This is a genomic window from Methylobacter sp., assembly GCF_023227905.1.
Lineage (GTDB): Bacteria > Pseudomonadota > Gammaproteobacteria > Methylococcales > Methylomonadaceae > Methylobacter_A.
The window spans coordinates 13854-38126 of the sequence record NZ_JALOCF010000015.1 but is presented as its reverse complement, the minus strand read 5'-3'; the positions used below and the strand labels follow the sequence as shown (position 1 = coordinate 38126).

Sequence of the window (24273 nt, the reverse complement as noted above, 5' to 3'; positions counted from 1 at the left end):
TTGAACTGATAATTTTTAACGGCGGGAGGCGATAAGCTGCGCCATAAATTGATACACTAATCTTTTTGACTTGGCGGAAAGTATTTTGAATCGTTTGATAACACAACTACTGATCAGCACGCTTTTTAGTTTAATGGCTTATAAATCGGTGTTTGCCCATGCCGGAGTAGATCACGACAATAGCTGTTTCCTGACCGTGGGCGACACCCAACTGCGCATAAGCGGTTACCAGTTTCAGCCGGAGCTGGAAGGTAAGCATTTTTGCCATTTTTTTCCTGAGCTTGGGCAGGTCGTGCTGGCGGTGGAGCCGTTAGCAGAGGAACGAAGCCTAGTCACGCTGGAGCTGGCGGCATTGACGTCATGGACAGACCCCGACCGGGCATTTACCGTGATTAAACAGCAGCCTGAACAGCTGTTGAATTCAGGTCTTGCTTCAATTTCACAAACAATTCGGCAGCGCGGTATCTACAGGCTAAACGTTACGTTGAAAGACGATTCCGGTAACAGCCGGCAACAGCGGCTTCTGTTTCTGGTGGGATTTCCGGTGACCAAGATAATGGTGATAATGGCCGGGCTTCTGGTTCTGGTGCTCGGTTTTGCCGGGGTGCGGAACTTTAAAAAGAAAGAGCGATAATGCTGTCGGTTTGCTTCTAATGAGGCAAACCGTTGACCTTATCCCAGCCTGGAGCGTAGCGTAATGGGCCCATTCCATTGCGCTATGCGCAATTATCGTTTTTTAATTATTTTCAACTTCCCAACCTTTGCAGGCCAGGGCAATGTGATACGGAACAGGGCGAGCGCCGGTTCCGTATGAGCTCATGGTGCGCGTGGTCATGCCTAATGCTTGGGCGGCACCGGCCAGGGACAGTCCGTTACGTAGACGCCAGGCGAGGAATGTGCGGGTATTTTCGTCAGGGGCATTTTGAAGCAGCGCTTCCAGCCATAAGGTATCCGCACCGATTTGAATGTCAAAGTCTGCCCATTCGATCGTCCAACCAATGCTGTTGGTGAGCCGAACCTTGCCAAAAGCGGCTGGGTCGCGCAAAGGCTTGAGACCGGGCTTGGCGAAAATAGTTTCGCCCTTATCCACGGTCATGATGCAACCGTTGATAAAAGTCATTTTTAATCGATAGTTCGGTAAAGGTTCAACCGCTGATAGTCGGGGACGCTTCATTGATGCCACTTTTTCCATTCCTTGATCAATTCGTTACGGTTTGCCATAACCCACGCCATGACTTCATCGCGCAAGCCATGCGGAAAAGTGCCTTCACAGGCGAGGGTTTGTAAGTTAATTAATACATCAAAACTGCCGCCGACCAGGTGCGCATGCATAGGCGGAGAGTCGTCCTCTCGTATCTCAAGCCGGTATTTGTTGCGAAAGCTCTGCTTCGTAGCCATATTGTAATAATATGGAATAATTGCAATATGTCAACCGCCTTGTAGTGAGAGAGGGAAGTTAAACGTGCGCTTTAAATCAGGATAAGCGCTGCTCTATCAATAGACATGATCGTCATTCTCTGTAGATTTCATGTTAATGCCTGTGCAAACAGAGGAGCCGAAGTTTGGGGCTATGACTTAGTTGAAGCTGCGTTTCTCACTCCTGCATAATTGCTTTGGCCTGAAGATCGGCATGATACGACGACCGAACCATCGGCGCGCTGGCGACTTGTTTAAAGCCTAGAGTTTTGGCAAAGGCGCCGTATTCATCGAATTGTTCCGGGGTGATGTAGCTTTGAACCGGCAAATGGGCTTTGCTGGGTTGCAGGTATTGTCCTATGGTCAGCATTGAACAGCCGTGGGCTAACAAATCTTTCATGACTTGGTGGACTTCATGCTGCTGTTCGCCCACGCCAAGCATCAGGCCTGATTTGGTCGGCACTTGCGGCTGGGCTTGGTGGAATTGTTGCAATAAATTCAGCGAGCCTTGGTAATCGGAGCCGGGACGGACTTGTTTGTACAGCCGGGGCACGGTTTCCAGGTTGTGGTTGAATACATCGCAGGGTTGTTCGGCTAATATGGCTACGGCTTTTTCGATGCGTCCGCGAAAGTCGGGCACCAGGATTTCTATTTTAGTAGCGGGCGTTTGCAGACGGATTTTTTCGATGCATTCGGCAAAATGCCCGGCGCCGCCGTCTCTTAAATCATCGCGGTCTACCGAGGTGATGACGACGTATTTCAAAGCCATGGCCTGTATCGCATCGGCCAGGTGTTGTGGCTCGTCTTTGTCCAGCGGCAGCGGCTTGCCGTGCGCGACGTCGCAAAAAGGGCAGCGGCGGGTGCACAAGTCGCCCATGATCATAAAAGTGGCGGTGCCGTGCTGGAAACACTCGCCCAAGTTAGGGCAGGCGGCCTCTTCGCAAACGGTATGCAAGTTGTTTTCGCGTAATAATTGCTTGATGCGGGTGACTTCGTCGCTGGCTGATATTTTTATGCGTATCCATTCCGGTTTGCGCAAAGTCGTTTCAGCAGGCTCCACTTTGATCGGGATTTTTGCCAGCTTTTCGGCATTGCGCTGGTGTGAATCGGGCGTGGAACGGGAGGGCGCTTGATAAGTCATTTCGATAATGCCGTTATGATAGCTTGGGTAACAGGGATGGCGAGTTCAGCATTGCTGACAGTCACGCCCAGGTCGGCCAGCTGGGTTACTGCAAGTCCCGGATAGCCGCAGGTGTTGATATGGTCGAAAGGGCGCAAATCCATATGGTTGTTGATGCTGAGGCCATGATAGCTGCAATTTCTTTTTATGCGTAGGCCGATGGAGCCGATTTTTTTGTTATCGACATAAACGCCAGGTGCATCGGCTCTGGCTACCGCGGTAATGCCGTGCTGCGCCAACGCAAAGATCATGGCTTGTTCCAGCACTGTGACCAGTGACCGGACGCCCAGATTCAGCCTTTTAATATCGATCAGGGTATAAATAACCAGCTGGCCGGGGCCGTGGTAGGTGACCTGTCCACCCCGGTCGGAATTAATAACCGGAATTGCGCCGGTATCCAGCAGATGCTCACGCTTGCCGTTTAAGCCCAGCGTATAAACGGGCGGGTGCTCTGTAACCCAGATTTCATCAGTGGTGTCGGCAGTGCGATTTTGGGTGAATCGCTGCATGTCTTGCCAAGTGGATTCATAGGGCTGGATGCCCTGATTGCGGATGGTTATTGGCATAAGACCGTTAGTGCAACGGCTTTATAAAGCCATCAAGATATGCGGATGGTCGCTTAATTCCTGATAAATAGCATCCAGTTGCGGCTTGCTGGTTGCCTCGACAATGACTGTCACGGCGATATAATTGCCGCCTTTGCTGGGGCGTGTAGTAACCGCGCCTTCGCTAATGTCGGGGGCATGGCGTCGCACGATTTCTATGACCAGCAGGTCGAGTTCAAGATTGGCTTTGCCCATTGCCTTTATCGGGAATCGGCAGGGAAATTCTAAAAGGGTTTCTTCACTCATGATCGGATTGCTTGTAAGCCTGGAATAATTGATTCATGGTTCTCCATATGGGGCCGGGTTTGCCGTTTGCAATGGCTTCATCATCAAGTTGAACAACCGGTACGATTTCGCGGGTAGAACTGGTCAGCCAGATTTCGCTGGCTGTTCTCAAAGCATCTAAAGAAATAATGTCTTCACTGTAGGGAATATTGTTTTGCTCGGCGAGTTCCAGAATGACATTGCGGGTTATGCCCGGCAATATTTCACGGCCTATGGGCGGTGTAATCAGGATGCCGTCAATCACGGCAAATATATTGCTTGCAGCCCCTTCGGTTACATAGCCGTCCTTGACCAGGATGGCTTCTGCACAGCCTTGTTCTACGGCCTGTTGTCTGAGTAAAATATTAGCCAGCAATGTGGTGGCTTTAACATTGCATAGTTCCCAGCGACTGTCGTCGACGCTGAGGGCTTTTACGCCGGAATTCAAACTTTCAAATGGCACGATGTTTGAGCACATCGCGAACACAGTCGGCATGATGTTTTCCGGAAAGGCATGGTCTCTTTTGGAGGCGACGCCACGGGTAATTTGCAGGTAAATAGACTGATCCAGATTTTTATCCAGCAACGGTGTCAAAATTCCCAGCCATTGCGTCCGGTCATGCGGATTAGGCAAGCGGATCGAAGCCAGGCTGTTTTCCAGTCGCTCCATATGGTCTTGAAAGTGGAACAATTTGCCCGAGTAGGACGGGATAACTTCATAAATCCCGTCACCGAACAGGAAGCCGCGATCCATAACCGATATTTTGGCGTCGCAAAGCGGCAGATACTGCCCGTTTAAATAGACCGTTTTATTGTCCATCCGGTTTCTCCAGCATCATCATTGCACTGTCATAGAGACGTTGAATAATGTTGCCTTGCTCTACCGTTTTCAGGGCGATCAGGTCTTTGTTGGCGATCACTTCATCTTTAAGTGTGACGTTGACAGTGCCAACTTTTGTACCTTCTTTAACAGGCGCGGTAATTTTTTTATCAATGTTGATAGCGGCTTTCAGGTCAGCGTAATGGCCACGAGGAATCGAAGCATAAAGATCTTCAGCTAAGCCAAGCGGTATGTTTTTAATATCGCCTTTCCAGATTCTGGCTTCGGCCAGGGATGTTTTTCCCTGATACAGTTTGTGCGATTCGAAAAAGCGAAAACCGTAGTTCAGCAGGTTTTGGTTTTCGTTAGCCCGGGCATTAGGGCTGCTTGCGCCCATTACCACAGAAATCAGGCGCATGTCGTTTCTTAATGCAGAGGCAACCAGACAATAGCCGGCGGCATCGGTAAACCCGGTTTTAACGCCATCCACCGTTTCATCGCGAGAAAGCAGCTGATTGCGATTATGCTGAACGATATTGTTGAAGGTGAATTCTTTTTGTGAAAACCAGCGATAGTAATCAGGAAATTCTTTAACTAAAGCCTGGGTGAGGATGGCCAGGTCGCGAGCAGTGGTGTAATGGTTTTCGATGGGCAGCCCATTGCTATCTTCAAAATGGCTGTTTTTCATGCCCAGTCGTTCTGCATGTTGATTCATCATGGCCGCAAAAGTGGCTTCATCACCGGCGATATGTTCAGCCAAGGCAACGCTGGCATCGTTGCCGGATTGAATAATGACGCCCTTTAACAGGTCTTCAACTTTAACCTGATTGCCGACTTCGACAAACATGCGGGAACCGGGCGTTTGCCAGGCTTTTTGGCTGATGGTGACCAGGTCATCTAAATGCAAGTGACCATTGCTGATTTCCCGGAACACCACATAAACAGACATAATCTTGGTAAGGCTGGCGGGGGCAAGCTTAACGTCGGCGTTGTTTTCGGCTAGTACTTTGCCGGTGTTATGGTTCATTAGGATGTAGCCGCTGGCAGCAATAGTGGGTGCGGCTGGGGTCGTGATTTCGGCGACATCTGCATTTGCCGAGGTTGTGGCGATCAATAAGCTAAAAAATACTAAAACAGGAAAATTTCTAAAAAGGATCATTGCTCTAACGGTGTGGACATAGGATGGGCTGAGGCACGAAGCCCATCAATCGTGAACGGATAGGCTTTCTTCGGCAGCTCATCCTATAGGCTTATTGTATCATGGAGATTTGTTTTTGATCGGTTTCCGTAACAAATTGGGTCGTTGTTATGCCGAGCTTTGCCAACTGTAGATTCAGCTTGTGCGCGCTCTCCGATGATTCGATAGGCCCCATTTGAACCTTGTAGAGAGTAGAGCCTTGATGAGTTGAGGGTAATATTTCAGGCTGAGGCAGTTGATGGGCGGCAATTTTGTTCTGCAACTTCAATGCCTTCTTTTTGTTGCCGAAGGTACCTACTTGCAAATAGACGCTTTTTTCTTGCTTTTTGGCGGTGTTTTGAAGTTGTGCTAATGCTTGTTCCGGGGCAATCGCCTTGATTTCGACCTTTCCTATTCCTGCCTCGTCAATATCCAGTTTTTTTGCGGCAGCATACGACAGATCCATAACCCGATCGCCATGATAAGGGCCACGATCATTGATGCGGACAATGACGCTGCGCTGGTTTTCCAGATTGGTGACGCGGGCGTAGGATGAAATAGGCAGTGTTTTGTGCGCGGCTGTCATGGCGTACATGTCGTATATTTCGCCGGATGCGGTTTTTTTGCCGTGAAAATCGGGGCCGTACCATGAGGCTATGCCTTGTTTCAGGTAACGGACAATGCGGGGGAAGAGGTTTTCTTGTTCGTTGGAGGCGTTCTGTTTATCAGAACTTTCGACATTCAATATTGAATGATGTCTGGAGGAAGCTGTTGTAACCGATGTTTGGCCGGAGGTGTTGCTGGTTTTAATTTGTTCGGCGGTACAACTGCATAAAATAAGAATTAAAAGTATCGGTATGGTTTTATTCATGGGAATGCGCCTTTTTTACTTAAAATAGATAGGCTTAACTGGTAAACAGCCATGGCGTATAAAGGACTGTGGTTGTAGCGGGTAATGACATAAAAATTGTCTAATGCCGCCCAGAGTTCTTTGCCTTGTTGCTGTTCAAAGCTAAGCAGTTTCACTTTACTGTCTAAAGGTAATTGCCTCGAAATAATTAAGTTGAGTGATTCTAACTCGGCAACCCTTAAATCAGGCTTAAGGCTATTTTTGAGAACTGGTTCAAAGTTTTCGCCTACAGGACGTGGGCGAGGGGCGTTAGCAGGAGCGGAAGCTTTGTCTTTGGCTGTAACGGGAACGGCAACAGGCTGACCAGTTTGCCAATGATGCTTAGCAAAATAATTTGCGACACTGGCTATGGCATCGCCGCTGTTGTGCCAGATGTCGCTACGCTTGTCGTTGTCAAAATCAACGGCGTAAGTCCTGAAACTACTGGGCATGAATTGCGGTATGCCCATGGCGCCTGCGTATGAGCCTAATGGGTCGGCCGGGCTGATGTGCTCGTCACGGCAGAGCAGCAGGAAGTTTTCAAGTTCGCCGGTAAAAAATTTACTGCGCGGCGGATAGGCAAAGGCCAGTGTCGATAAGGCATCGATAACGCGGTGGTTGCCGGTATTTTTTCCGAACAGGGTTTCAACGCCGATAATAGCGACAATAATTTCGGCCGGAACGCCGTATTTCGCTTCCGCGGCGGTGAGCGCCGGTTCATTATCCCGCCAGAATTGCACACCGGCGTCGATGCGCGCGTCGGTCAGGAATATTTTGCGATATTTATACCAGGGCAAACCTTCCGAGGGTGAGCTGATTCTTTTGAGTATGTCTTGCTTAATCTCGACTGTTTCAAACAAATCATCAAGTTCTGACTCATCGAACTGATGCTTGGTCGCCATTTGTTCGATAAAGGCATGAACGGATTCGGTGTCTTTTATGTTGCTGGTGCAGGAGATGAGGAAAAGGCACAAGACGAAGGGCGAAAGGCGAAGGGCGCAGGGGATGCTTCTGAGCCGGGATATGAGGTTGTATTTGTGCATCTTTTTAGCCTTGTGTTTGAGCTTGTTTGGGATTCATAAGTGAAACAGAAATTTTAAGGTATCAATCAGAGATAAAGGCTCATAATTTTTAGCCTTTAGCCTTTAGCCTTTAGCCTTTAGCCTTTAGCCTGCTGTTTACGAGTGCGGCAGAAATTTTTTATGGGTATGAATTGACATAAGAATGCCGAAACCGGCCAGCAACGTGACTATCGAGGTGCCGCCGTAACTGATTAAGGGCAATGGCACGCCGACCACAGGAAGTACGCCGATTACCATGCCGATGTTAACAAAAACATAAACAAAAAAGGTAAAAGCCAGGCTGCTGGCTAGTAAACGGCTGTAGCTGTCCTGGGCCTGCGAGGCAATATACAGGCAGCGGCTGATAATTAGCAGGTATAAGGCCAGCAGGCCTACACAGCCGAATAGCCCGAATTCTTCTGCAAAGACTGCAAAAATAAAGTCAGTGGAGCTTTCCGGTAAAAAGTCCAGTTCCGACTGGGTACTGCCCAGCCAGCCTTTGCCGTAGATACCACCGGAGCCGATAGCGATTTTCGATTGAATAATATGGTAGCCTCTGCCCAGAGGATCGGCCTCCGGATTTAAGAAGGTGAGGACCCGATCGCGCTGGTAGGGGCGCATAAAATGCCAGAGTATCGGTGTCAGTCCTGCCAGTACGGCGCTGATCGCCAAAATAAAGCGCCAGGAAAGACCGGCAAAGAACAGCACCGCTGCGCCGGAACTGGCAACCAGTAACGCGGTGCCCAAATCAGGCTGTTTTGCGATCAATAAGGTCGGGATAATGATCAGTATGCTGGCGATCAGCAATTGTTTCGGCCTTGGCGGCAACGCGTGTTCCGCCAGATACCAGGAGATCATCATGGGCGTGGTGATCTTGATCATTTCCGAGGGTTGGAAGCGAAAAAAGCCAAGATCCAGCCAGCGTTGGGCACCTTTGCCGATTTGTCCCAGAATCAGCACCGCGATCAGTAACAAGATGCCAAAGCTAAACAGCGCTGCCGAATAGCGTTTAAATTGGTAAGGATCGACATGAGCCAGCACTGTCATTAGCAAAAAAGCCAATCCTACTCGTGCAGCCTGACGCATCAGTACATCCATATCCTGGCTGCCGGCGCTGTAAAGAATAACGAAGCTCAGCAGGGAGATAAGCAACAAACCGATGAATAAAGGAATATCTATGTGCAGTTTTCTGAGAATATTGCCGATAACTGATGGTGGATGGAATTGTTCGCTGCGGGTTTCGGTTTTCATTGTGGCCCCTCTAAATATTGCTTGATAACTTGCCCCGCGACAGGCGCTGCGACTGAGCCGCCGTGGCCGCCGTTCTCAATGACGACGGCAATTGCAATTTTCGGATCATCAGCCGGGGCGAAGGAAATAAATAAAGCATGGTCGCGTAATTTGAAGTCGATTTCGTTCTCGTTGTATTTGGCATCCTGCTTAATGTTAAAAACCTGTGCGGTCCCGGTTTTACCGGCGATTTGGTAGCTAATATTCTTGCTGATGCCTTTGGCTGTGCCATGCGGATCATGAATAACATTAACCATGGCTGAGATGATGCTATTAATATTTTCCGGCTTAACCGTAATGTCGCTTGCAGGAGGTTCTGTGTCAGGCCCGGTAGCGGCCGCAGTATTTTTCACCAGAGAGGGCGTGACCACTTTACCTTTATTTGCCAAGGTAGCGGTGGCCTTGGCCAGCTGTATCGGCGTAACCTGAAGATATCCCTGGCCAATCCCGGTAATCAGCGTTTCTCCCGGATACCAGGCCTGGTTGCGGTGACTGCGTTTCCAATCGCGCGAAGGCAATAATCCCTGCTTTTCCCCGACCAAATCAATACCGGATTTTTCGCCAAAGCCAAAGTGTTGCAGAAAGTTATGCATGCGGTCTATACCCAGCATTGACGCCAGGCTGTAAAAATACACGTCGCAGGATTGAGTAATGGCCTCGGTCATGTTAACCGAACCATGGCCGCCTTTTTTCCAATCCCGATAATGGTGGCTGACATTCGGTAACTGATAAAAGCCCGGACAGAACAGTTTATGCTCGGCGCTTATCGCATTGTATTCAAGTCCGGCCAGTGCGATAAACGGCTTAATGGTTGATCCCGGTGGGTATAAGCCCCGTAGTGCGCGATTATAAAGCGGCTGGTTCTCGGAAGATTGCAGGGCCTGATACGCATCATTGGCGATGCCGATAACGAAAGGGTTAGGATCAAAACCGGGGCGGCTGGCGAACACCAGTACGCCGCCGGTTTTAACATCGATGGCGACGACTGCGCCGTTGAAGCCATCTAATGCATCGTAAGCCGTTTTTTGCAAATCGATATCCAGGCTCAGATAAAGATTTTCGCCCGGAACAGGGGGGACTGAGTTGACCGTGTTGATGGCGCGCGCCTGGACATTGGTTTCAATTTCCGCATAGCCGGTCTTGCCGTGCAGCTCGGTTTCATAGGTGTTTTCTATACCTATTTTGCCGACATGGGTCGAGCCTCGATATTCGGCGATAGGCAGGGATTTCATTTCCGCTTCGTTGATGCGTCCCACGTAACCAACCACATGAGAGGCCAGTTCGGCATAGGGATAATGCCGAACCAGGCGGGCCTGGATGTCGACGCCGGGAAAATACGGCCTGACTACGGCAAATTTGGCAATTTCTTCGCCGGTCATGCTTATTAACAAAGGGGTGCTGACGAAGCGTTTTTGTCGTTTGCGTTGTTTCTGGTACTGGTCGATTTTTTCGTCAGAGATATTGAGTAGCTTTTGTAAGCGCAATAATGTGTCGTTAAGGTCGCTGATTTGCTCGGGAATTAGCTCCAGACTGAAGGACTGCGTATTGTCGGCCAGGACTTTGCCGTGCCTGTCGTAAATAATGCCCCGGGTCGGTACCAGCGGTTCAATTTTAATACTGTTGTCTTTTGCCAGCGTTGTGTAATGCTCGTGCCCGACAATTTGCAGGTAAACCAGACGTACTATCAGTCCGGAGGTTAATAACAGTATGAGGATAAATGCGGCAATAATGCGATTAAGAAATAGACGGCTCTCTACTAACTTATTTTTAATAGTATAGATACGAGACATAACAACTACGAAAGCTTTATTTAGTGCGACGCGACAAACGAATGCGGCGCAGTGTTGTATAGATCAGAGGCCAGCATAGTGTGCCGGTGAAGACAGGCAGCCAGAAAGAAGTATGCAATTGAACGGGGCGCTGAATGTTATTTAACCAGAAAAGCAGCATTTGGGAAAATAGCAGGCAAAGGAAAATAAACAAACCCTGTTGAGGTAATGGAAATTGCCGCAAACGTTTATGCATGATCAGGCAAAAATAGATGATTAATGAATAGGCCAGCGCGTATTGGCCGAACGCTCTCCCGGTCAACACATCGATCAGTATCCCGATTGTCCATGCATGAAAGATACCGATGCGTTCAGGCACGGCAATCGTCCAATAGATAAGCACCAGAAGCACCCAGTCTGGGTTTATGCTGGCCAAAAAGCTGGGCCAAGGCACAATAATCAAACACATCGCCATGATGATCGTCAAAAAAATGCGACCAAAACTGTAGTAGTTATTCATCGCGGGCGAGTCCCTGTTCGTGCCCTTTCGGGCTCTTGGCGTCCCAATTCGCTCCCGGCGGGTTGGCCGTTAGGGTTCGCCACGGGCGCTTTTTCGTGCGTTGTGCCAAGGGAAACGGGGGATGAGTCGCTCCAGACGATCAGCAGTTCTCTGTTCCGGTCCAGCATGGCTTTTGGGGTTGCGGTAATGTTGACGAAAGGCTTGTTGGTTATCGGGGTGAAATCATCTACCACGGCAACCGGGTAACCAGACGGAAAAGTGCCGCCTAAGCCGGAAGTTATCAGTAAGTCGCCGGGGCGAATATCGGCATTATTAGGCAAAAAAGGCAAGTTAAGCCGGTTTAGCTGGCCGCTGCCTACCGCAATGGTCAGCAGGCCGTTACGATTGACCTGCACCGGGATGGCATGGTTCGGATCGGTAATTAGCATGATTTCGGAGCTGAACGGCAAGGCACGAAAAACCTGCCCGACCACGCCGTTCGCATCCAGCACCGGTTGTTGGGGGTGAACGCCGAAGCGAGTGCCTTTGTTGACTACGACTATATTTTCGTAGGGCGCGGTATTGATCGATAATAATTCCGCAATCAGCAGTTGTTCGCCGAGTTTAAACGAGTTTTCCAATAACGCGCGCAGGCGAATATTCTCTTTTTCCAAAGAGTCGAACTTCAGTAACCGGGTTTTGTCGATAAATTGTTCTTCGCGTAAGCGGGTATTTTCTTTTTTTAAGGTCGAATAGGAGCTGACAGAGTCGGCAGCTTGCTCGAACACTACTGTCGGTAAATCGACCAGATATTTTATCGGGTCGACAGCAACTGATAACGTGGCTCGAAGTGCGTCCAGTCGATGACTTCTGTGTTCAGTTATCAGTAAGGCAACTGAAGCAATTATCGCCACAAGCAGACGAGTGTTAATAGAAGGACCGGTAGCAAATAAAAGTTTTATAGCGGGATGCCTCTTATCCAGTTTAAAAATATGAGTAACGCGTGGGTCGAGTTAGCGTAGCTTATGTAACTTGATAAACCATTGTCGCACCTGTTGAGTTGCGGTGCAAAAAGATGCGCCTCGGGATACCGCGGCGCTGCTCCTGCATAACCCACAAGGATGTGGGAATGCAGGTTAAAACTTCTGCCCATGCGGCGGTAACTCAACCTACGGACTTTGTTACTGCCAAGATAATGATTTTAAAGAACGAACATCATTATTCTAAGGAAAAAGTGGAAACTCCTTTTTTATCGAGCATTTCCAGAACCATACCGCCGCCACGGGCCACGCAGGTGAGCGGGTCGTCAGCGATATAAACAGGCAGGCCGGTTTCTTCGGCTATCAGCCTGTCGATATCCTTCAATAACGCACCGCCGCCGGTTAAGAATATGCCGCGTGTGGCAACGTCCGAACCGAGTTCAGGCGGGGTTTGCTCCAAAGCCAATTTTACCGCACCGACTATGCCGGACAGCGGCTCTTGCAGAGCTTCCAGAATTTCATTGCTGTTTAAAGAAAAGCTGCGCGGCACACCTTCGGCCAGATTGCGGCCTTTAACTTCTATTTCCCTAACTTCGCTGCCGGGATAAGCTGTGCCGATTTCATGTTTAATTCTTTCCGCGGTGGATTCGCCGATCAATGTGCCGTAGTTTCTACGCACATAATTGATAATAGCTTCGTCAAAGCGGTCGCCGCCGATACGGACAGATGAAGAATAAACGATGCCATTTATTGATATGACCGCCACTTCGGAGGTGCCGCCGCCAATGTCCAAAACCATTGAACCACATGCCTCCTCAACCGGAAGGCCTGCACCGATAGCCGCCGACATGGGTTCTTCAATCAAATAAACTTCGCGTGCCCCGGCCATTGCCGCAGACTCACGAATGGCGCGGCGTTCAACCTGGGTTGAGCCGCAAGGCACGCAGATTAAAATGCGTGGACTGGGGCGCAGTAATTTGCTTTGGTGGACTTTCTCGATAAAAAATCTCAGCATGCGCTCGGTCACGGCAAAGTCTGCGATTACCCCGTCTTTTAACGGGCGGATTGCAGTAATGTTGCCTGGTGTGCGGCCCAGCATGAGCTTTGCATCAAGACCGACCGCAGCAATGGTTTTTGCGCCACGGATTCTGTCCTCCTTAATAGCAACGACTGATGGCTCATTAAGCACGATTCCTTGCCCGGGAATGTAGATCAAGGTATTGGCGGTTCCTAGGTCAATAGCGAGATCGTTGGAGAAAAGGCCGCGAATTCTTTTGAACATTTTAAACTGTATCCTTTGGGGGAATAAAAAATTGTATTACTTTATCAATCAAGCGAGTGTTTGGGCAAGATATAAAGTATTATAAACGCATTAATATTAGAATCTCTGAAATTTTTATAGGAGTTAATAGTGTCTTTAACGGCGGATGAAGTGAAGAAAATAGCGCATTTGGCGCGACTGGGAATTGATGAGCAAGATGTTGTTTCTTATGCAAAGGATTTGTCCGGAATGCTGGATTTGATGACGCAGATGGGCGATCTTGACACTGATGGTGTTGAGCCGATGGCTCATCCGATGGATCAGGTGCAAAGATTGCGGCCCGATGCGGTAACCGAACAGGACGGCCGCAAAAAATTCCAGGCTATTGCGCCACAAGTTGAAGCGGGACTTTATCTAGTACCCAAAGTAATTGAATAAAGGGAAAAATAACAATTATGTATAACAAAACAATTGCAGAATTGGCTAAGGGATTGCGTTCCGGCGAATTTTCAAGCGTAGAATTGACTAAGGCTTTTTTAGCCAGAATCAAACAACACAACTCGCTTAATACTTATATAACCGTCACCGAAGAGTTGGCCTTGCAGGAAGCCCAAGCAGCAGACGAGAGGCTGGCAAAAGGCGATGCGGAGTTGTTAACCGGCATACCGGTTGCGCAAAAAGATATATTTTGTACCGAGGGTGTTAAAACAACCTGCGGTTCAAAAATGCTCGATAATTTTATCGCGCCCTACAATGCAACGGTGGCGGAAAAATTCAATAACGCCGGTGCTGTGATGCTGGGCAAACTCAATATGGACGAGTTTGCGATGGGTTCATCCAACGAAACCAGTTATTATGGCGCCGTCAAAAATCCCTGGGATACCAATGCTGTCCCCGGAGGTTCCTCGGGCGGCACGGCGGCAGCTGTTGCAGCGCGGCTTGCAGTCTGTGCGACAGGCACCGATACCGGTGGCTCGATACGCCAACCGGCTGCCTTTTGCGGCATTACCGGCTTAAAGCCGACTTATGGCCGGGTATCCCGTTACGGCATGATCGCTTATGCGTCCAGTCTGGATCAAGGCGGGCCGATGGCTCGCAACGCCGAGGATGCGGCGATCATGCTGCAAACCATGGCGGGTTTCGATGATAAAGATTCAACCAGCGTCGACTTGCCTGTTCCTGATTACATGGCCGGTTTAGGCAATAGTCTCCAGGGTTTGAAAATCGGTTTGCCCAAAGAATTTTTTGGTGACGGATTAAATAGTGATGTGGCTGCCACGATTGAAGCCGCTGTCAACGAATACCGGAAACTGGGCGCCACCGTAACCGAAGTGTCGATGCCTACGCTTAAGCTGGCCATTCCCGCTTATTACGTTATTGCTCCGGCCGAGTGCTCCGCCAACCTGTCGCGTTTCGACGGCGTCCGTTTCGGCTATCGCTGCGAAAATCCGGCGGATTTAACCGATCTTTACACCCGCTCGCGCGGCGAAGCTTTTGGCAAGGAAGTTAAGCGCCGCATCCTGATGGGGACTTATGCGCTGTCGGCAGGTTATTACGACGCTTATTATATAAAGGCGCAAAAAATCCGCCGTCTGATCAGCGATGACTTCAAAAAAGCGTTGTCGGAAGTCGATGTGATCATGGGGCCGGTCGCGCCGTCCACCGCTTTCGGCATCGGCGAGAAAATCGGCAACCCGATTGAAATGTACTTGTCCGATATCTATACGATAGCGATCAATCTTGCCGGCCTTCCGGCCATGTCGGTTCCCGCAGGATTTGTCAAAGGCATGCCGGTAGGCTTGCAGATCATCGGCAATTATTTTGCCGAAGACCGGCTGTTGAATATCGCCCATCAGTATCAGCAAGTCACCGATTGGCACGTGCACACACCTAAAGGTTTTGAGTAAGGAGAAGAAGATGAGCCAACAATGGGAAACAGTAATCGGCTTGGAAATTCATGCCCAGCTCGCCACCAAATCAAAAATATTTTCCGGGGCATCCACCGCTTATGGCGCGGAACCCAACACCCAAGCCTGCGCGGTCGATTTAGGCCTGCCCGGCGTGTTGCCGGTATTAAATGAAGAAGCCGTGCGCATGGCGGTTATCTTCGGCATGGCAATTGAGGCGCATATCGCGCCTTATTCGGTATTCGCCAGAAAAAACTATTTTTACCCGGACTTGCCCAAAGGCTATCAAATCAGCCAGATGGACCTGCCTATCGTCGGTGTCGGACATTTGGATATCGACGTTGACGGCGTCAGCAAAAGGATCGGCATCACCCGCGCGCATCTGGAAGAAGACGCGGGCAAATCATTGCACAGCAGTTTTCATGGCATGACCGGAATCGACTTAAACCGCGCCGGCACGCCGCTGCTGGAAATCGTGTCCGAGCCGGAAATGAGCTCGGCCAAGGAAGCCGTGGCCTACATGCGCAAAATGCACGAGCTGGTGCGCTATCTGGGTATTTGCGACGGCAATATGCAGGAAGGCTCGTTCCGTTGTGATGCCAACGTATCGGTGCGTCCCAAAGGCCAGAAAGAATTCGGCACCCGGACCGAGATCAAAAATATCAACTCGTTCAGATTTGTCGAAAAAGCCATCAATCACGAAATCGAGCGGCAGATAGACCTAATTGAAAGCGGCGGCACTGTGGTTCAGGAGACCCGCTTGTATGACGCGGACAAGGATGAAACCCGTTCCATGCGCAGCAAGGAAGAAGCCAACGATTACCGGTATTTTCCCGACCCCGATTTGTTGCCGGTACTGATTGATGAAGATTTTAAAGCGCAAATAAAAGCCCAATTGCCGGAATTGCCGCAGGCAAAAAAGCAGCGTTTTAAAGATGACTATGTGCTGGACGAAGAAAGCGCCACGATACTGACCTCATCCCGTCCGCTGGCTGATTACTTCGAGGCTGTGGTCAAGGAATCGGGTTGCGAGGCGAAGATGTGCGCCAACTGGGTCACCGGCGATCTTTTAGCCGCGCTTAACAGGGCTGATCTGGACATTACCGATTCGCCGGTCAGTCACGAACGCTTGGCCGGGTTGTTAAAGCGTATCAGTGACGACACCATTTCCGGCAAGATCGCCAAACAGGTGTTCGAGGAACTGTGGCAAGGCGCAGCATCAGCTGATGAAGTCATCGAAGCCAAAGGCCTGAAACAGATCACCGACACTGGCGCGATCGAAGCCATTATCGATAAAATTATTGCCGACAATCAGGATCAGGTTGAGCAGTACCGCAGCGGTAAAGATAAAGTGTTCGGTTTTTTTGTCGGGCAGGTAATGAAGGAAATGCAAGGCAAGGCAAATCCCGGGGAAGTGAATAAAATGCTTAAAGCCAAATTGCAGTAAATCGGTAATTAAAGTGGCGTAGGCGGGGTTGCGGAAAGATATGCTAACCGTAGAGGCTTTAGCGACCCAGCCTACTCGGCTAGCGTAAGTAATCGAACTTAAGTTTTCGGGTATTTTGGAGCGCAAGCTCCGCTTGCAAAGCCTGCACTCCGGCTTTAAACAAGAGCTGAAAACTTATATTCAGGTACTTACCTTTCGCGGGTGAGCTAAATGCCCGCTTGAACTTGTTATAATTTACGCATTCCACTATTCAGAGGAAAAACAGCTATGCAAGCCATCGAATTGCCCGTAGAAATTGACTGTAATCATCAAATTCATTTGCAATTACCTAAAACCATTCACGCGCGTAAAGCCAAAGTTATTGTTATCTATGAAGAGTCGGAGCAGCCTGTAAAACCCATAACATTGGGTTTATTTAAAGGGAAAATACAGGTGAGTGATGATTTTAATGAACCCTTGCCTGATAATTTTTGGTTGGAAGGTCGGTAATGAAGCTATTGCTTGATACGCATGCCTTTCTTTGGCTTAACGATGATGCGGCGCAACTTTCCGACACAGTGAAAGCACAGTGAAAGCGTTATGCAGTTCGGGCGAACATGAGTTTTATTTAAGCATGGCTTCACCTTGGGAGATGCAAATTAAAAGTCAGCTGGGTAAATTAACGTTAACCATATCCATTGAAGAATTGGTGAACAAAAACCGGCTGGAAAATAACATCCAAATATTGCCGATAGAATTGTCGCACATCAGTTATCTAGAAAAATTGCCTAAGCATCATAAAGACCCGTTTGACCGCATTATGATTGCTCAGGCAATTATTGAGGGCATGATGATCGTTACGGTTGATCATGTATTTTCTGATTATGCGGTGCAGGTTGTGTGGTAGTTTATTTAATAAGGGGTTTTAGGGACTGGCCAGTATGTCTATAATACTCCGCAGGCTTTTAAGTCAGGCCCATTGATTGAATCTGGGCAATCGCAATCGAATGGCCGAGTGAAGCCGCCTTGGCAATCCACATAATGGCAAGATTATCGTCTTTAGGTAAGCCATTGCCTTCCAAATAACAGCATCCCAGCAAGTGCATTGCATCGGTAAAGTTTTGCTTTGCCGCCAATTCCAGCCAATACGCGGCGCTTTTCATCTTATCGTTGTCCAGAAAAAGCAACGCCAAGTCGTTTTGAGACTTGGCATCCCCGGCGTCGGCAGCTTGGAGAATCTCAATGTCGTCAGGCTCAAGCGTAATGCAAATGTCGTGTTTGATCGAATCGAAACAGATCATGGTCTTGTAATGAGCCCCATTATCGGCGGCGCATTTTAAAGAGCCGTCAGCGAGGCGGCGTCTTATCGTGCGCTCGCTCCATTCGGTCAAGGTAGTGGCGGCTTGAAGGCTGACGTGTTGCATGTTACATACCTGGGTTCAAATGAGTGAATGTGCTTGGCGAGGCTTTTTGATCGGCATTTTTATCTTGGCAGGCTTTTTTGACCGGCATTTTATCACGGAGGCGTTTTTTGACTGACATTTCTGGCGCGGCGTTTTCAGAAATACTCGTTTGGTTTATTTACGTAGATTATTTTTATTTGAGAATGGCCGTCTGTCTGCTTTGGCGGTAATTTAGATGCGTTGTCGAAGAAAGAAAGAAAAGGTTGGCATGACTCCTGCTTATGTCTTGTTGTAGTTTATTTTTAACTTAAAAGAGAATTTACCCATGAATACATTATCAATGAAAAAAGCTCAGCAAGGTTTTACCTTAATCGAATTAATGATCGTGGTCGCGATCATCGGTATTCTGGCGGCAGTGGCGATCCCTGCTTACCAGGACTACACCATTAAAGCCAGAATTGGGAACGCTCTTACTTCGGTGGATTCCATAAAAACAGCCGTTGCCCTTTGCGCTCAGGAAAGTGGTGATATAACTACCTGCAATACCTCTAATACCTCATCTGGAATTCCAGCTTTTACAGCAACCAATGAAGTTGCATCGGTCACAGTTACCAACAGCGGCGTGATAGCGGCTACGTTGTCAGGTACTATGGGTACTGGCATAAATGGCGGCACAATCACATGGACCCCAACTGTTGGAACATCTGCAGTTACATGGGAAATTGAGCCCAATGCTACTATAACTAACACTACCGCAATAGCTGCTATTACAAAAAATAGTATTTCTGGTAGCTAATTGATAACCGAAAACTGTTAAATCTTGAGAGACCGCTTCGGCGGTCTCTTTTTTGCCACAGAGCTTATCAGCTTTAAGATTTGCCAATGTACGCTACTGAATCCCTGAAAGAAGCTGGATTAAACAAATCCATAGCACTTTTAAAAAAATGGCTGTTCCGGTTGTTGGCTTTTGCCGGCATGGCGTTGGTGGTCTCGGTTTATTTCAATGAAATCCGTGAGCAGGTCGATCTTACCAATCGCAGCGACTTCTACAAGTTTTATCTGTCCAGCAGCAATCTCCTGCAGGACAAGGCTATTTACTGGCCTGCCCCTGATCGTGCATCACCGGCATCCCATTGCAATCCGGACATAAAAACTAAGTTCAATCAGGACATATTGGATGCAATGCCGGAAGAAATCAGATTGTGCTTGCATCCCAATTTAAACCCGCCGTTTTTTGTAGCTCTTACAACGCCTTTCGCGCTGCTTGATTATCCGAAAGCTTTGTGGGTATGGTCGTTCGCTTCGGTCATCAGCGGCGTCTGGGCGTTAATGCTGATCTTCAAATCCGATGCTTCGCCATCTACAAGCCCAACAAAAAAAATGCTGATCGGCTTGGGCTTTTTTGCCTACTTTCCAACCTTTGCAAACAGTTCCTTTGGGCAGCTCACGTTGTTTCTGTTACTGGATATAACCCTGGCTTGGCTGGCATTGCGTAATAGAAAAAATCTGGCTGCTGGTTGCTGGCTGGGCGCTGCTGCCAGCATTAAGCCTTTTTTCGGCTTATTTTTGATAGCCTTGCTTATTAGTAGAAACTGGCGTGCAGTATCTGCTTTTATTGCCGTCTGTGGAATTAGTTTTTTAGTGGGTGGAATGCTAACCGGCTTTTCCGCTTATTCTGTCTATCTAAGCATCTTGAACGACGTGAATTGGCAGGCAGTCGCCTGGAATGGTTCGTATGCCGGCTTTTTCTCCCGCTTTTTCGGCGGTCCTTCAATCAAAGCATGGATAGATATGCCTATGCTGGCGCATGGAGTGCCTGTGATTTGCTCTTTAGCCACAGTGGGCGTGCTGGCTATGGTTGTTTTCAAGCTGGCAAAATCATCAGAGCGGAAGCTTTATGCGGATGCGCTGGTAGCGCTAACGATTCCGGCCATGTTGCTGATATCGCCACTGGGATGGAATTATTATTTTCCGTTGCTGATCATCAGTTTTGTTGTTATCTGGAATTTAACAGCCGAGCTGTCAAATGGCCGAATTTATAGGCTTCTGTTAATCATGGTAATAATTCCTACCATTCCATGGAGACCGTATATCACTTTTAGCGACTCGCCACGATTATGGTTATGGGATGCGGGAGTGTATTCTTATTTGTTACTCTTTACGTTCTTGCTGACCGCTTTTCTGGCATGGCAGCATTGTAGCCGAAACACTTCCTGCAAAAATATGGATGCTTTCGATGATTAAGTCAGCCTCAACTGATTATTATGCCGCTTAGTCAGGTTTGGCCTTTATAATTTTTGGAAGCCTACAACTCTATGAAAAATAATTACGAATTGATGATTTTGATCGAGACTGGCTATCCGGATTTCATAAAGAATAGAGTTTCCTTATGAATCCTGGCTCTTCAGAATTACTCAACGAAATAAGGAAGCACTGCACCAAATCGGAAATAGGTGCAGTGTTTTGCCTTGCCGCCTTATTCGGACTGCTAACTTTTGCGTGGAAAAGCCATTCGGTGATACTTTTCAACGGGCTCGCTACACCGCTGACCTTTGCTGTTTGCGGATACTTATTGATGACGCTGCCGATGGCATCGAGCTGGGTTGTTGAGAAGAAAAACCTGATAATTTTATTGTTGCTGTCGGCGTGGATCCTCATTGCCGATACCCAGTCCGGCCAATTTTTGCCGGCGCTTGCCCGGGATACGCATTGGCTGCTTGTAGCCCTCCTGGCGGTTTCGATCACGCCCCTCTTTCGCAGGCTCGATCATGTCATGGTTGTTTTTCAATTTGTATCAGCCACGTGCATACTCGCTCTTCTTGTGTCACTGTTTGGCGAGCCGGGCAGCCGCATTCATTGGTTGCGGCCGCCGATTTTTGGCCATATTCGACACCTTGGGCTAACGATCGGTTTGTTCACGATCCTGCTCTACCTGCCAGGAGGCGATAGTCAAAGGTCCAAGCTGTTCTTTCGATTAACCAGAATTGCCGGAATGTCCCTGGTCATTTGGTCTGGGACCAGGGCATCAATGCTCGGCATTTTGGTCGCGCTTGTGATTGTCGGTTTGCTGATTAAAGAAAAGCAGTTTTTGATTGAAGCAGTAACCGATATTGCAGTTGCCACCTTAATTTCAATAATCCTTCCTCCGGCACTCCCCAGTTCCAGCGGTCTTTTCGATATCTTCGGAAGAACAGTCCGAGCAAGCTCACTGGACCAAGCCTCGTCGCTTAGATTATCGATGTGGACGGAGACAATTAGCTGGCTTGCGGATCACGAGCGGCTATTCTGGGGTGCAGGAGGAAATGGCTTCGCGCGAATTCAAACTATGTGGCATGCGGTTATGTCTTCACCTGGTCACGTCCAGCCTCACAATGCCATTGTTCAGATATTGGCTGACTGGGGTATTCCCGGTCTCGCTCTTTCTCTTGCCCTGATTTTCTCTATCCTTCTAAGCTCGATTAGACGTTCCCATGCAGATCTAAGCCGCGCCTTGGCGTTCGGGTCATTGGCTTATATTTTTGTGACATCGATGTTTGATGCGACGCTTTATCATCTTGAGTTTTTGATATATTTTTCTGTCGTCATGGGAGTGATCATTGCGGGCAATCAAGCCAGTGCAAGAGTCAATTCGATTCGTATTCCAAAAAGCTTTATCGTGGTGATGTTGATTACCGTAATTGGGATTCACCTTTCAGTGACCAATTATCGAATCGGTCTTCCCTGGTATTTCCCTACTCGTTGAGTGATGGCTTGCCGGGTAATGAAATCCTAAGTTCATGAATTCAGGCTTTATTTATCATTGGGTAGAGGAAGGTGCAGGCTTTCGCCTGCTCGCCATCATCAAATCATGAGCGTTTTGCGGTTCAAATGTTTAATTTATTAAAAATACCCCTCGGTAAATGCCTGATTACCCACATAATCAATCTCCACTTGCCCGGCGCATAAGTGACCGCTTGCCCGCGATTGATCGCGTTGACACTCTCTTGGGCAACATCTTCCACCGGCGTTAATTTTGCCCCCTGTGCTTTTAGATGCGCCGTCATCGGCGTATCGGTCGGGCCGGGCTTGATCAATACGATTTTCACATCCGATCCTGCGAAGCGATGCTGCAAGCCTTGCGCATAGCGGGTCACCATGCCTTTGGCTGCCCCGTAAACATAGTTGGATTTGCGGCCCCGGTCTCCGGCGACTGAGCCGATCAATGCCAGCGTTCCCTGTCCTGCGTTTGCCAGATGTCCGGCAAAGGCTTCAGCAAACAGCACCGGCGAGATCCCGTTTACTTCCAGCGACTCTTTGCAGGCGCTTAAGTCGGTTTGGCAATCGAGCTGTTCAGTCAGCGAGCCTTGCGCAATCAATACAATATCAATGGTCCCTGTCGCAGCAATATCATCGGCTGTTTGTTGGATAGCCTCCGGATTCAAGAAATCCGTTTCAACGATTCGAATGACAGACTTGGGACTACGCACTCGCAAATCCGCTGCGACTTTTTCGACGCGCGCTGCATTTCGGCCAATCAGGGTTAAGTTAGCCGTGTGGTTTTGCAGCCAAATCCGCGCACAATGTTCCGCAATGCGGGAGGTTGCGCCAACGATGATAATATTTCTTGTATTTTTCATGTCAATATCCAATCAATCGACGCGAGAGTGCCGAGCTGATGCCAGGATCGCGATAGGTTAAAAATTCGTGCAGTTTTGGGTAGCCGCGTTCAAACAAGTCGCGCGGCATACGCGCATCTTTGGCTGGATAGATGTGCCCGCCGGCTTCCCCGACAATTGCGTCTAAGCGCTCAAGCAGTTTTAGTGTTCTCATGCCATTGTTGGAAAAATCTAAAGCTAAGGTTACACCCGGTTGCGGGAAACTCATCATGCCTACCGCTTCACGATTGCCGAAGGTTTTTAATACGGCCAGAAAAGACCCCTCGCCGGAACGGGCAATTTCTTTCAACATGGCTTGAACGGCTTGTTTACCTACAGAACGCGGAACCACACTTTGATATTGAAAGAAGCCTTTGGGGCCGTACATACGGTTCCATTCCAGCAGGTTATCCAAAGGGTAAAAGAATTTTTTGTAATGAACGATTTTGGGACCGGCTTGCTTTTTTTGGAGATAAAAATACGCGTTATTGAACGGATGCAGGGACAGTCGGTTAACCAGCGAAACCGGGGGCGTAAATGGCATAGTCAGAGGGCGTGCTTTCGGTGCGATGCGGTCAACCTCCGCAAGCGGGTTGCTGCGCATAAAAATCCCGCGGCCTATGCCGGAAAGACAGTCAATCCAGGATACTGTATGCTGCCATTTGGCTTCGGAGTCATCAGCCAATTGAAAAAATTCATCAAGATTGGCGTAAGCAATGGTTTCGGTATTCAGCCACGCGCTTCTCACTTTTTGCAGTCGGATTTCCGCTTCCACAATCACGCCGGTCAAGCCTAATCCGCCGACGGTAGCTGCAAACCAGTTACGGTGTTGACTATGGCCGCAATCAATGGTTTCGCCTGTGCTGCGTACTAAACGGATTTGCAACAGATGGTCGCCAAATGAACCCAAGGCATGGTGATTTTTCCCGTGAACATCATTGGCAATTGCTCCGCCCACAGTGACTAATTGTGTCCCCGGAGTTACCGGTAAAATCCAGCCGCGAGGTATGGCAAGTCTTTGAATGTCGCGCAGTAGTACGCCCGCTTCGCAACGCAGGATTCCGGTTTTGTCGTCAAAACTGATAAAGCGGTCTAGCTTTGTGGTTTTCCATAAAATACCGCCCGGATTCAAGCAAACATCGCCATAGCTTCGTCCCATGCCGTAAGCCAAACCTAGGTGGTTCGCTTGCAGTAAAGCCGGTATTTGGCCGCTATCATTGATGTCGATTACTAGGTGTTTATGTGCGCTCAGCCGTCCCCAGGAGGATATTTTCATGATGTTATTTTTTCCTTGGGCGAGCGAAACACGAAACGTTTATCAAGCTGGTACTTGACAATGTAGCCTATTGCCAAACCGATAACTCCACCAAAATAACGCATTTCTTTAGTTTGAAACAAGTGGTTAAAACCAAATTCAAAAAACCAGAAAATCATGGTGGTGACTATTCCCATTAATGCATATAAAACAAATACCTTGTTATTGTGGCTGATATTCCGAGTTTGAAATCGAAAGATATAACGCTTATCGAGAATATATTTGATAACCAGTCCGACAGCCGTACCTGCAATAACGGATAATATAATCGAATACATTCCTATATAAATATGGACAGTAATATCCTGTGCGGCAATATTGGCAATAGTAGCTATAATTGCAAAAGCGGTATAGGTGACAGCTAGTTTCATCTGATT

27 protein-coding genes are annotated in these 24273 nt (G+C 48.6%); 9 read left to right on the top strand and 18 right to left on the bottom strand.

The genetic code is table 11. From position 1 onward, the window contains the following. The first annotated feature begins 85 nt into the window (after nt 1-85). Nucleotides 86-634, top strand: a complete 549-nt coding sequence (locus M0R47_RS08290; RefSeq protein ID WP_292552996.1) for a hypothetical protein — start codon at nt 86-88, stop codon at nt 632-634. A gap of 102 nt (nt 635-736) precedes the next feature. Here M0R47_RS08290 and M0R47_RS08285 read toward each other — a convergent pair whose 3' ends face one another. The 14 genes from M0R47_RS08285 to M0R47_RS08220 form a co-directional block, all read right to left on the bottom strand. Then, the gene (locus M0R47_RS08285) at nt 737-1174 is read right to left on the bottom strand and encodes a DUF2442 domain-containing protein (RefSeq protein ID WP_292552994.1); all 438 of its coding nucleotides are present in this window, start codon (nt 1172-1174) and stop codon (nt 737-739) included. Next, nucleotides 1171-1398 carry a DUF4160 domain-containing protein gene (locus tag M0R47_RS08280; RefSeq protein WP_292552991.1) on the bottom strand — a complete coding sequence of 76 codons (228 nt, stop codon included), beginning with the start codon at nt 1396-1398 and terminating at the stop codon, nt 1171-1173. Before M0R47_RS08280 ends, M0R47_RS08285 begins: the two co-directional genes overlap by 4 nt. Nucleotides 1399-1594: 196 nt before the next feature. Next, nucleotides 1595-2557, bottom strand: coding sequence for a lipoyl synthase (lipA, locus tag M0R47_RS08275; RefSeq protein ID WP_292552989.1), 963 nt, complete (start codon nt 2555-2557; stop codon nt 1595-1597). Then, nucleotides 2554-3162, bottom strand: coding sequence for a lipoyl(octanoyl) transferase LipB (gene lipB / locus M0R47_RS08270; RefSeq protein WP_292552986.1), 609 nt, complete (start codon nt 3160-3162; stop codon nt 2554-2556). Before lipB ends, lipA begins: the two co-directional genes overlap by 4 nt. A 21-nt stretch (nt 3163-3183) precedes the next feature. Next, the gene (locus M0R47_RS08265) at nt 3184-3447 is read right to left on the bottom strand and encodes a DUF493 domain-containing protein (protein WP_292552983.1); all 264 of its coding nucleotides are present in this window, start codon (nt 3445-3447) and stop codon (nt 3184-3186) included. After that, nucleotides 3440-4285, bottom strand: coding sequence for a D-amino acid aminotransferase (locus M0R47_RS08260; RefSeq protein WP_292552980.1), 846 nt, complete (start codon nt 4283-4285; stop codon nt 3440-3442). The genes M0R47_RS08265 and M0R47_RS08260 overlap by 8 nt, the downstream gene beginning before the upstream one ends. Then, the gene (locus tag M0R47_RS08255) at nt 4275-5444 is read right to left on the bottom strand and encodes a D-alanyl-D-alanine carboxypeptidase family protein (protein WP_292552978.1); all 1170 of its coding nucleotides are present in this window, start codon (nt 5442-5444) and stop codon (nt 4275-4277) included. The genes M0R47_RS08260 and M0R47_RS08255 overlap by 11 nt, the downstream gene beginning before the upstream one ends. Before the next feature lie 91 nt (nt 5445-5535). Next, entirely contained in the window at nt 5536-6333 is a 798-nt protein-coding gene (locus tag M0R47_RS08250; RefSeq protein ID WP_292552975.1) for a septal ring lytic transglycosylase RlpA family protein, read from the bottom strand. Then, a complete protein-coding gene (mltB, locus tag M0R47_RS08245) occupies nt 6330-7394 on the bottom strand; it encodes a lytic murein transglycosylase B (protein WP_292552972.1) in 1065 nt (354 codons plus the stop codon). The genes M0R47_RS08250 and mltB overlap by 4 nt, the downstream gene beginning before the upstream one ends. Before the next feature lie 135 nt (nt 7395-7529). After that, on the bottom strand, nt 7530-8663 hold the full coding sequence (gene rodA, locus M0R47_RS08240) for a rod shape-determining protein RodA (protein WP_292552969.1): 1134 nt from the start codon (nt 8661-8663) through the stop codon (nt 7530-7532). Beyond that, nucleotides 8660-10492 carry a penicillin-binding protein 2 gene (gene mrdA, locus M0R47_RS08235; protein ID WP_292552966.1) on the bottom strand — a complete coding sequence of 611 codons (1833 nt, stop codon included), beginning with the start codon at nt 10490-10492 and terminating at the stop codon, nt 8660-8662. The genes rodA and mrdA overlap by 4 nt, the downstream gene beginning before the upstream one ends. A gap of 16 nt (nt 10493-10508) precedes the next feature. Then, nucleotides 10509-10991 (bottom strand): rod shape-determining protein MreD, encoded by a 483-nt coding sequence (gene mreD / locus M0R47_RS08230; RefSeq protein ID WP_292552964.1) that lies wholly within the window; start codon nt 10989-10991, stop codon nt 10509-10511. After that, nucleotides 10988-11932: a rod shape-determining protein MreC gene (gene mreC, locus M0R47_RS08225; RefSeq protein ID WP_292553117.1), complete on the bottom strand. Its 945-nt coding sequence runs from the start codon at nt 11930-11932 to the stop codon at nt 10988-10990. Before mreC ends, mreD begins: the two co-directional genes overlap by 4 nt. Before the next feature lie 256 nt (nt 11933-12188). Next, nucleotides 12189-13232, bottom strand: a complete 1044-nt coding sequence (locus M0R47_RS08220) for a rod shape-determining protein (protein WP_292552962.1) — start codon at nt 13230-13232, stop codon at nt 12189-12191. Between the two features lie 129 nt (nt 13233-13361). Between M0R47_RS08220 and gatC the strand changes: the two genes are divergently transcribed. From gatC to M0R47_RS08195, 5 genes are all read left to right on the top strand, one after another. Further along, nucleotides 13362-13649: an Asp-tRNA(Asn)/Glu-tRNA(Gln) amidotransferase subunit GatC gene (gatC, locus tag M0R47_RS08215; RefSeq protein ID WP_292552961.1), complete on the top strand. Its 288-nt coding sequence runs from the start codon at nt 13362-13364 to the stop codon at nt 13647-13649. Nucleotides 13650-13666: 17 nt separating this feature from the next. Continuing rightward, complete coding sequence (gene gatA, locus M0R47_RS08210) at nt 13667-15118, top strand: Asp-tRNA(Asn)/Glu-tRNA(Gln) amidotransferase subunit GatA (RefSeq protein WP_292552958.1); 1452 nt, start codon at nt 13667-13669, stop codon at nt 15116-15118. A 10-nt stretch (nt 15119-15128) separates the two neighbouring features. Then, nucleotides 15129-16565 carry an Asp-tRNA(Asn)/Glu-tRNA(Gln) amidotransferase subunit GatB gene (gene gatB, locus M0R47_RS08205; protein WP_292552955.1) on the top strand — a complete coding sequence of 479 codons (1437 nt, stop codon included), beginning with the start codon at nt 15129-15131 and terminating at the stop codon, nt 16563-16565. A gap of 267 nt (nt 16566-16832) precedes the next feature. Continuing rightward, nucleotides 16833-17054: a hypothetical protein gene (locus M0R47_RS08200; protein ID WP_292552952.1), complete on the top strand. Its 222-nt coding sequence runs from the start codon at nt 16833-16835 to the stop codon at nt 17052-17054. Between the two features lie 124 nt (nt 17055-17178). Then, complete coding sequence (locus M0R47_RS08195) at nt 17179-17451, top strand: type II toxin-antitoxin system VapC family toxin (RefSeq protein ID WP_292552950.1); 273 nt, start codon at nt 17179-17181, stop codon at nt 17449-17451. A 58-nt stretch (nt 17452-17509) separates the two neighbouring features. Here M0R47_RS08195 and M0R47_RS08190 read toward each other — a convergent pair whose 3' ends face one another. Further along, nucleotides 17510-17968, bottom strand: a complete 459-nt coding sequence (locus M0R47_RS08190; RefSeq protein ID WP_292552947.1) for a hypothetical protein — start codon at nt 17966-17968, stop codon at nt 17510-17512. Nucleotides 17969-18272: 304 nt separating this feature from the next. Here M0R47_RS08190 and M0R47_RS08185 point away from each other — a divergent pair, with 304 nt between their 5' ends. The 3 genes from M0R47_RS08185 to M0R47_RS08175 all read left to right on the top strand — a co-directional run bounded on the left by M0R47_RS08185 (nt 18273) and on the right by M0R47_RS08175 (nt 21689). Further along, nucleotides 18273-18743 carry a pilin gene (locus M0R47_RS08185; protein WP_292552944.1) on the top strand — a complete coding sequence of 157 codons (471 nt, stop codon included), beginning with the start codon at nt 18273-18275 and terminating at the stop codon, nt 18741-18743. Between the two features lie 86 nt (nt 18744-18829). After that, nucleotides 18830-20191, top strand: coding sequence for a glycosyltransferase family 87 protein (locus tag M0R47_RS08180; RefSeq protein ID WP_292552941.1), 1362 nt, complete (start codon nt 18830-18832; stop codon nt 20189-20191). Between the two features lie 145 nt (nt 20192-20336). Next, nucleotides 20337-21689: an O-antigen ligase family protein gene (locus M0R47_RS08175; protein ID WP_292552938.1), complete on the top strand. Its 1353-nt coding sequence runs from the start codon at nt 20337-20339 to the stop codon at nt 21687-21689. Nucleotides 21690-21810: 121 nt separating this feature from the next. On the opposite strand, the gene M0R47_RS08170 is transcribed toward M0R47_RS08175, so the two are convergent. The 3 genes from M0R47_RS08170 to M0R47_RS08160 are packed head-to-tail and all read right to left on the bottom strand — an operon-like array spanning nt 21811 to nt 24267. Further along, complete coding sequence (locus M0R47_RS08170) at nt 21811-22563, bottom strand: SDR family NAD(P)-dependent oxidoreductase (protein ID WP_292552935.1); 753 nt, start codon at nt 22561-22563, stop codon at nt 21811-21813. 1 nt (nt 22564) lies between these two features. Continuing rightward, nucleotides 22565-23857: an FAD-binding oxidoreductase gene (locus M0R47_RS08165; protein WP_292552932.1), complete on the bottom strand. Its 1293-nt coding sequence runs from the start codon at nt 23855-23857 to the stop codon at nt 22565-22567. After that, nucleotides 23854-24267 carry a GtrA family protein gene (locus tag M0R47_RS08160; protein ID WP_292552929.1) on the bottom strand — a complete coding sequence of 138 codons (414 nt, stop codon included), beginning with the start codon at nt 24265-24267 and terminating at the stop codon, nt 23854-23856. The genes M0R47_RS08165 and M0R47_RS08160 overlap by 4 nt, the downstream gene beginning before the upstream one ends. Nucleotides 24268-24273: the final 6 nt, after the last annotated feature.

Coding starts and splice junctions, on each gene's coding strand:
- M0R47_RS08260 (WP_292552980.1), bottom strand. CDS start 4,285: ATGGACAATAAAACGGTCTATTTAAACGGGCAGTATCTGCCGCTTTGC.
- M0R47_RS08250 (WP_292552975.1), bottom strand. CDS start 6,333: ATGAATAAAACCATACCGATACTTTTAATTCTTATTTTATGCAGTTGT.
- gatB (WP_292552955.1), top strand. CDS start 15,129: ATGAGCCAACAATGGGAAACAGTAATCGGCTTGGAAATTCATGCCCAG.
- M0R47_RS08180 (WP_292552941.1), top strand. CDS start 18,830: ATGTACGCTACTGAATCCCTGAAAGAAGCTGGATTAAACAAATCCATA.
- gatA (WP_292552958.1), top strand. CDS start 13,667: ATGTATAACAAAACAATTGCAGAATTGGCTAAGGGATTGCGTTCCGGC.
- M0R47_RS08175 (WP_292552938.1), top strand. CDS start 20,337: ATGAATCCTGGCTCTTCAGAATTACTCAACGAAATAAGGAAGCACTGC.
- M0R47_RS08265 (WP_292552983.1), bottom strand. CDS start 3,447: ATGAGTGAAGAAACCCTTTTAGAATTTCCCTGCCGATTCCCGATAAAG.
- lipA (WP_292552989.1), bottom strand. CDS start 2,557: ATGACTTATCAAGCGCCCTCCCGTTCCACGCCCGATTCACACCAGCGC.
- mltB (WP_292552972.1), bottom strand. CDS start 7,394: ATGCACAAATACAACCTCATATCCCGGCTCAGAAGCATCCCCTGCGCC.
- M0R47_RS08285 (WP_292552994.1), bottom strand. CDS start 1,174: ATGAAGCGTCCCCGACTATCAGCGGTTGAACCTTTACCGAACTATCGA.
- rodA (WP_292552969.1), bottom strand. CDS start 8,663: ATGAAAACCGAAACCCGCAGCGAACAATTCCATCCACCATCAGTTATC.
- mrdA (WP_292552966.1), bottom strand. CDS start 10,492: ATGTCTCGTATCTATACTATTAAAAATAAGTTAGTAGAGAGCCGTCTA.
- M0R47_RS08170 (WP_292552935.1), bottom strand. CDS start 22,563: ATGAAAAATACAAGAAATATTATCATCGTTGGCGCAACCTCCCGCATT.
- M0R47_RS08160 (WP_292552929.1), bottom strand. CDS start 24,267: ATGAAACTAGCTGTCACCTATACCGCTTTTGCAATTATAGCTACTATT.
- M0R47_RS08280 (WP_292552991.1), bottom strand. CDS start 1,398: ATGGCTACGAAGCAGAGCTTTCGCAACAAATACCGGCTTGAGATACGA.
- lipB (WP_292552986.1), bottom strand. CDS start 3,162: ATGCCAATAACCATCCGCAATCAGGGCATCCAGCCCTATGAATCCACT.
- M0R47_RS08200 (WP_292552952.1), top strand. CDS start 16,833: ATGCAAGCCATCGAATTGCCCGTAGAAATTGACTGTAATCATCAAATT.
- M0R47_RS08165 (WP_292552932.1), bottom strand. CDS start 23,857: ATGAAAATATCCTCCTGGGGACGGCTGAGCGCACATAAACACCTAGTA.
- M0R47_RS08255 (WP_292552978.1), bottom strand. CDS start 5,444: ATGATCCTTTTTAGAAATTTTCCTGTTTTAGTATTTTTTAGCTTATTG.
- mreD (WP_292552964.1), bottom strand. CDS start 10,991: ATGAATAACTACTACAGTTTTGGTCGCATTTTTTTGACGATCATCATG.
- M0R47_RS08220 (WP_292552962.1), bottom strand. CDS start 13,232: ATGTTCAAAAGAATTCGCGGCCTTTTCTCCAACGATCTCGCTATTGAC.
- M0R47_RS08190 (WP_292552947.1), bottom strand. CDS start 17,968: ATGCAACACGTCAGCCTTCAAGCCGCCACTACCTTGACCGAATGGAGC.
- M0R47_RS08195 (WP_292552950.1), top strand. CDS start 17,179: ATGGCTTCACCTTGGGAGATGCAAATTAAAAGTCAGCTGGGTAAATTA.
- M0R47_RS08185 (WP_292552944.1), top strand. CDS start 18,273: ATGAATACATTATCAATGAAAAAAGCTCAGCAAGGTTTTACCTTAATC.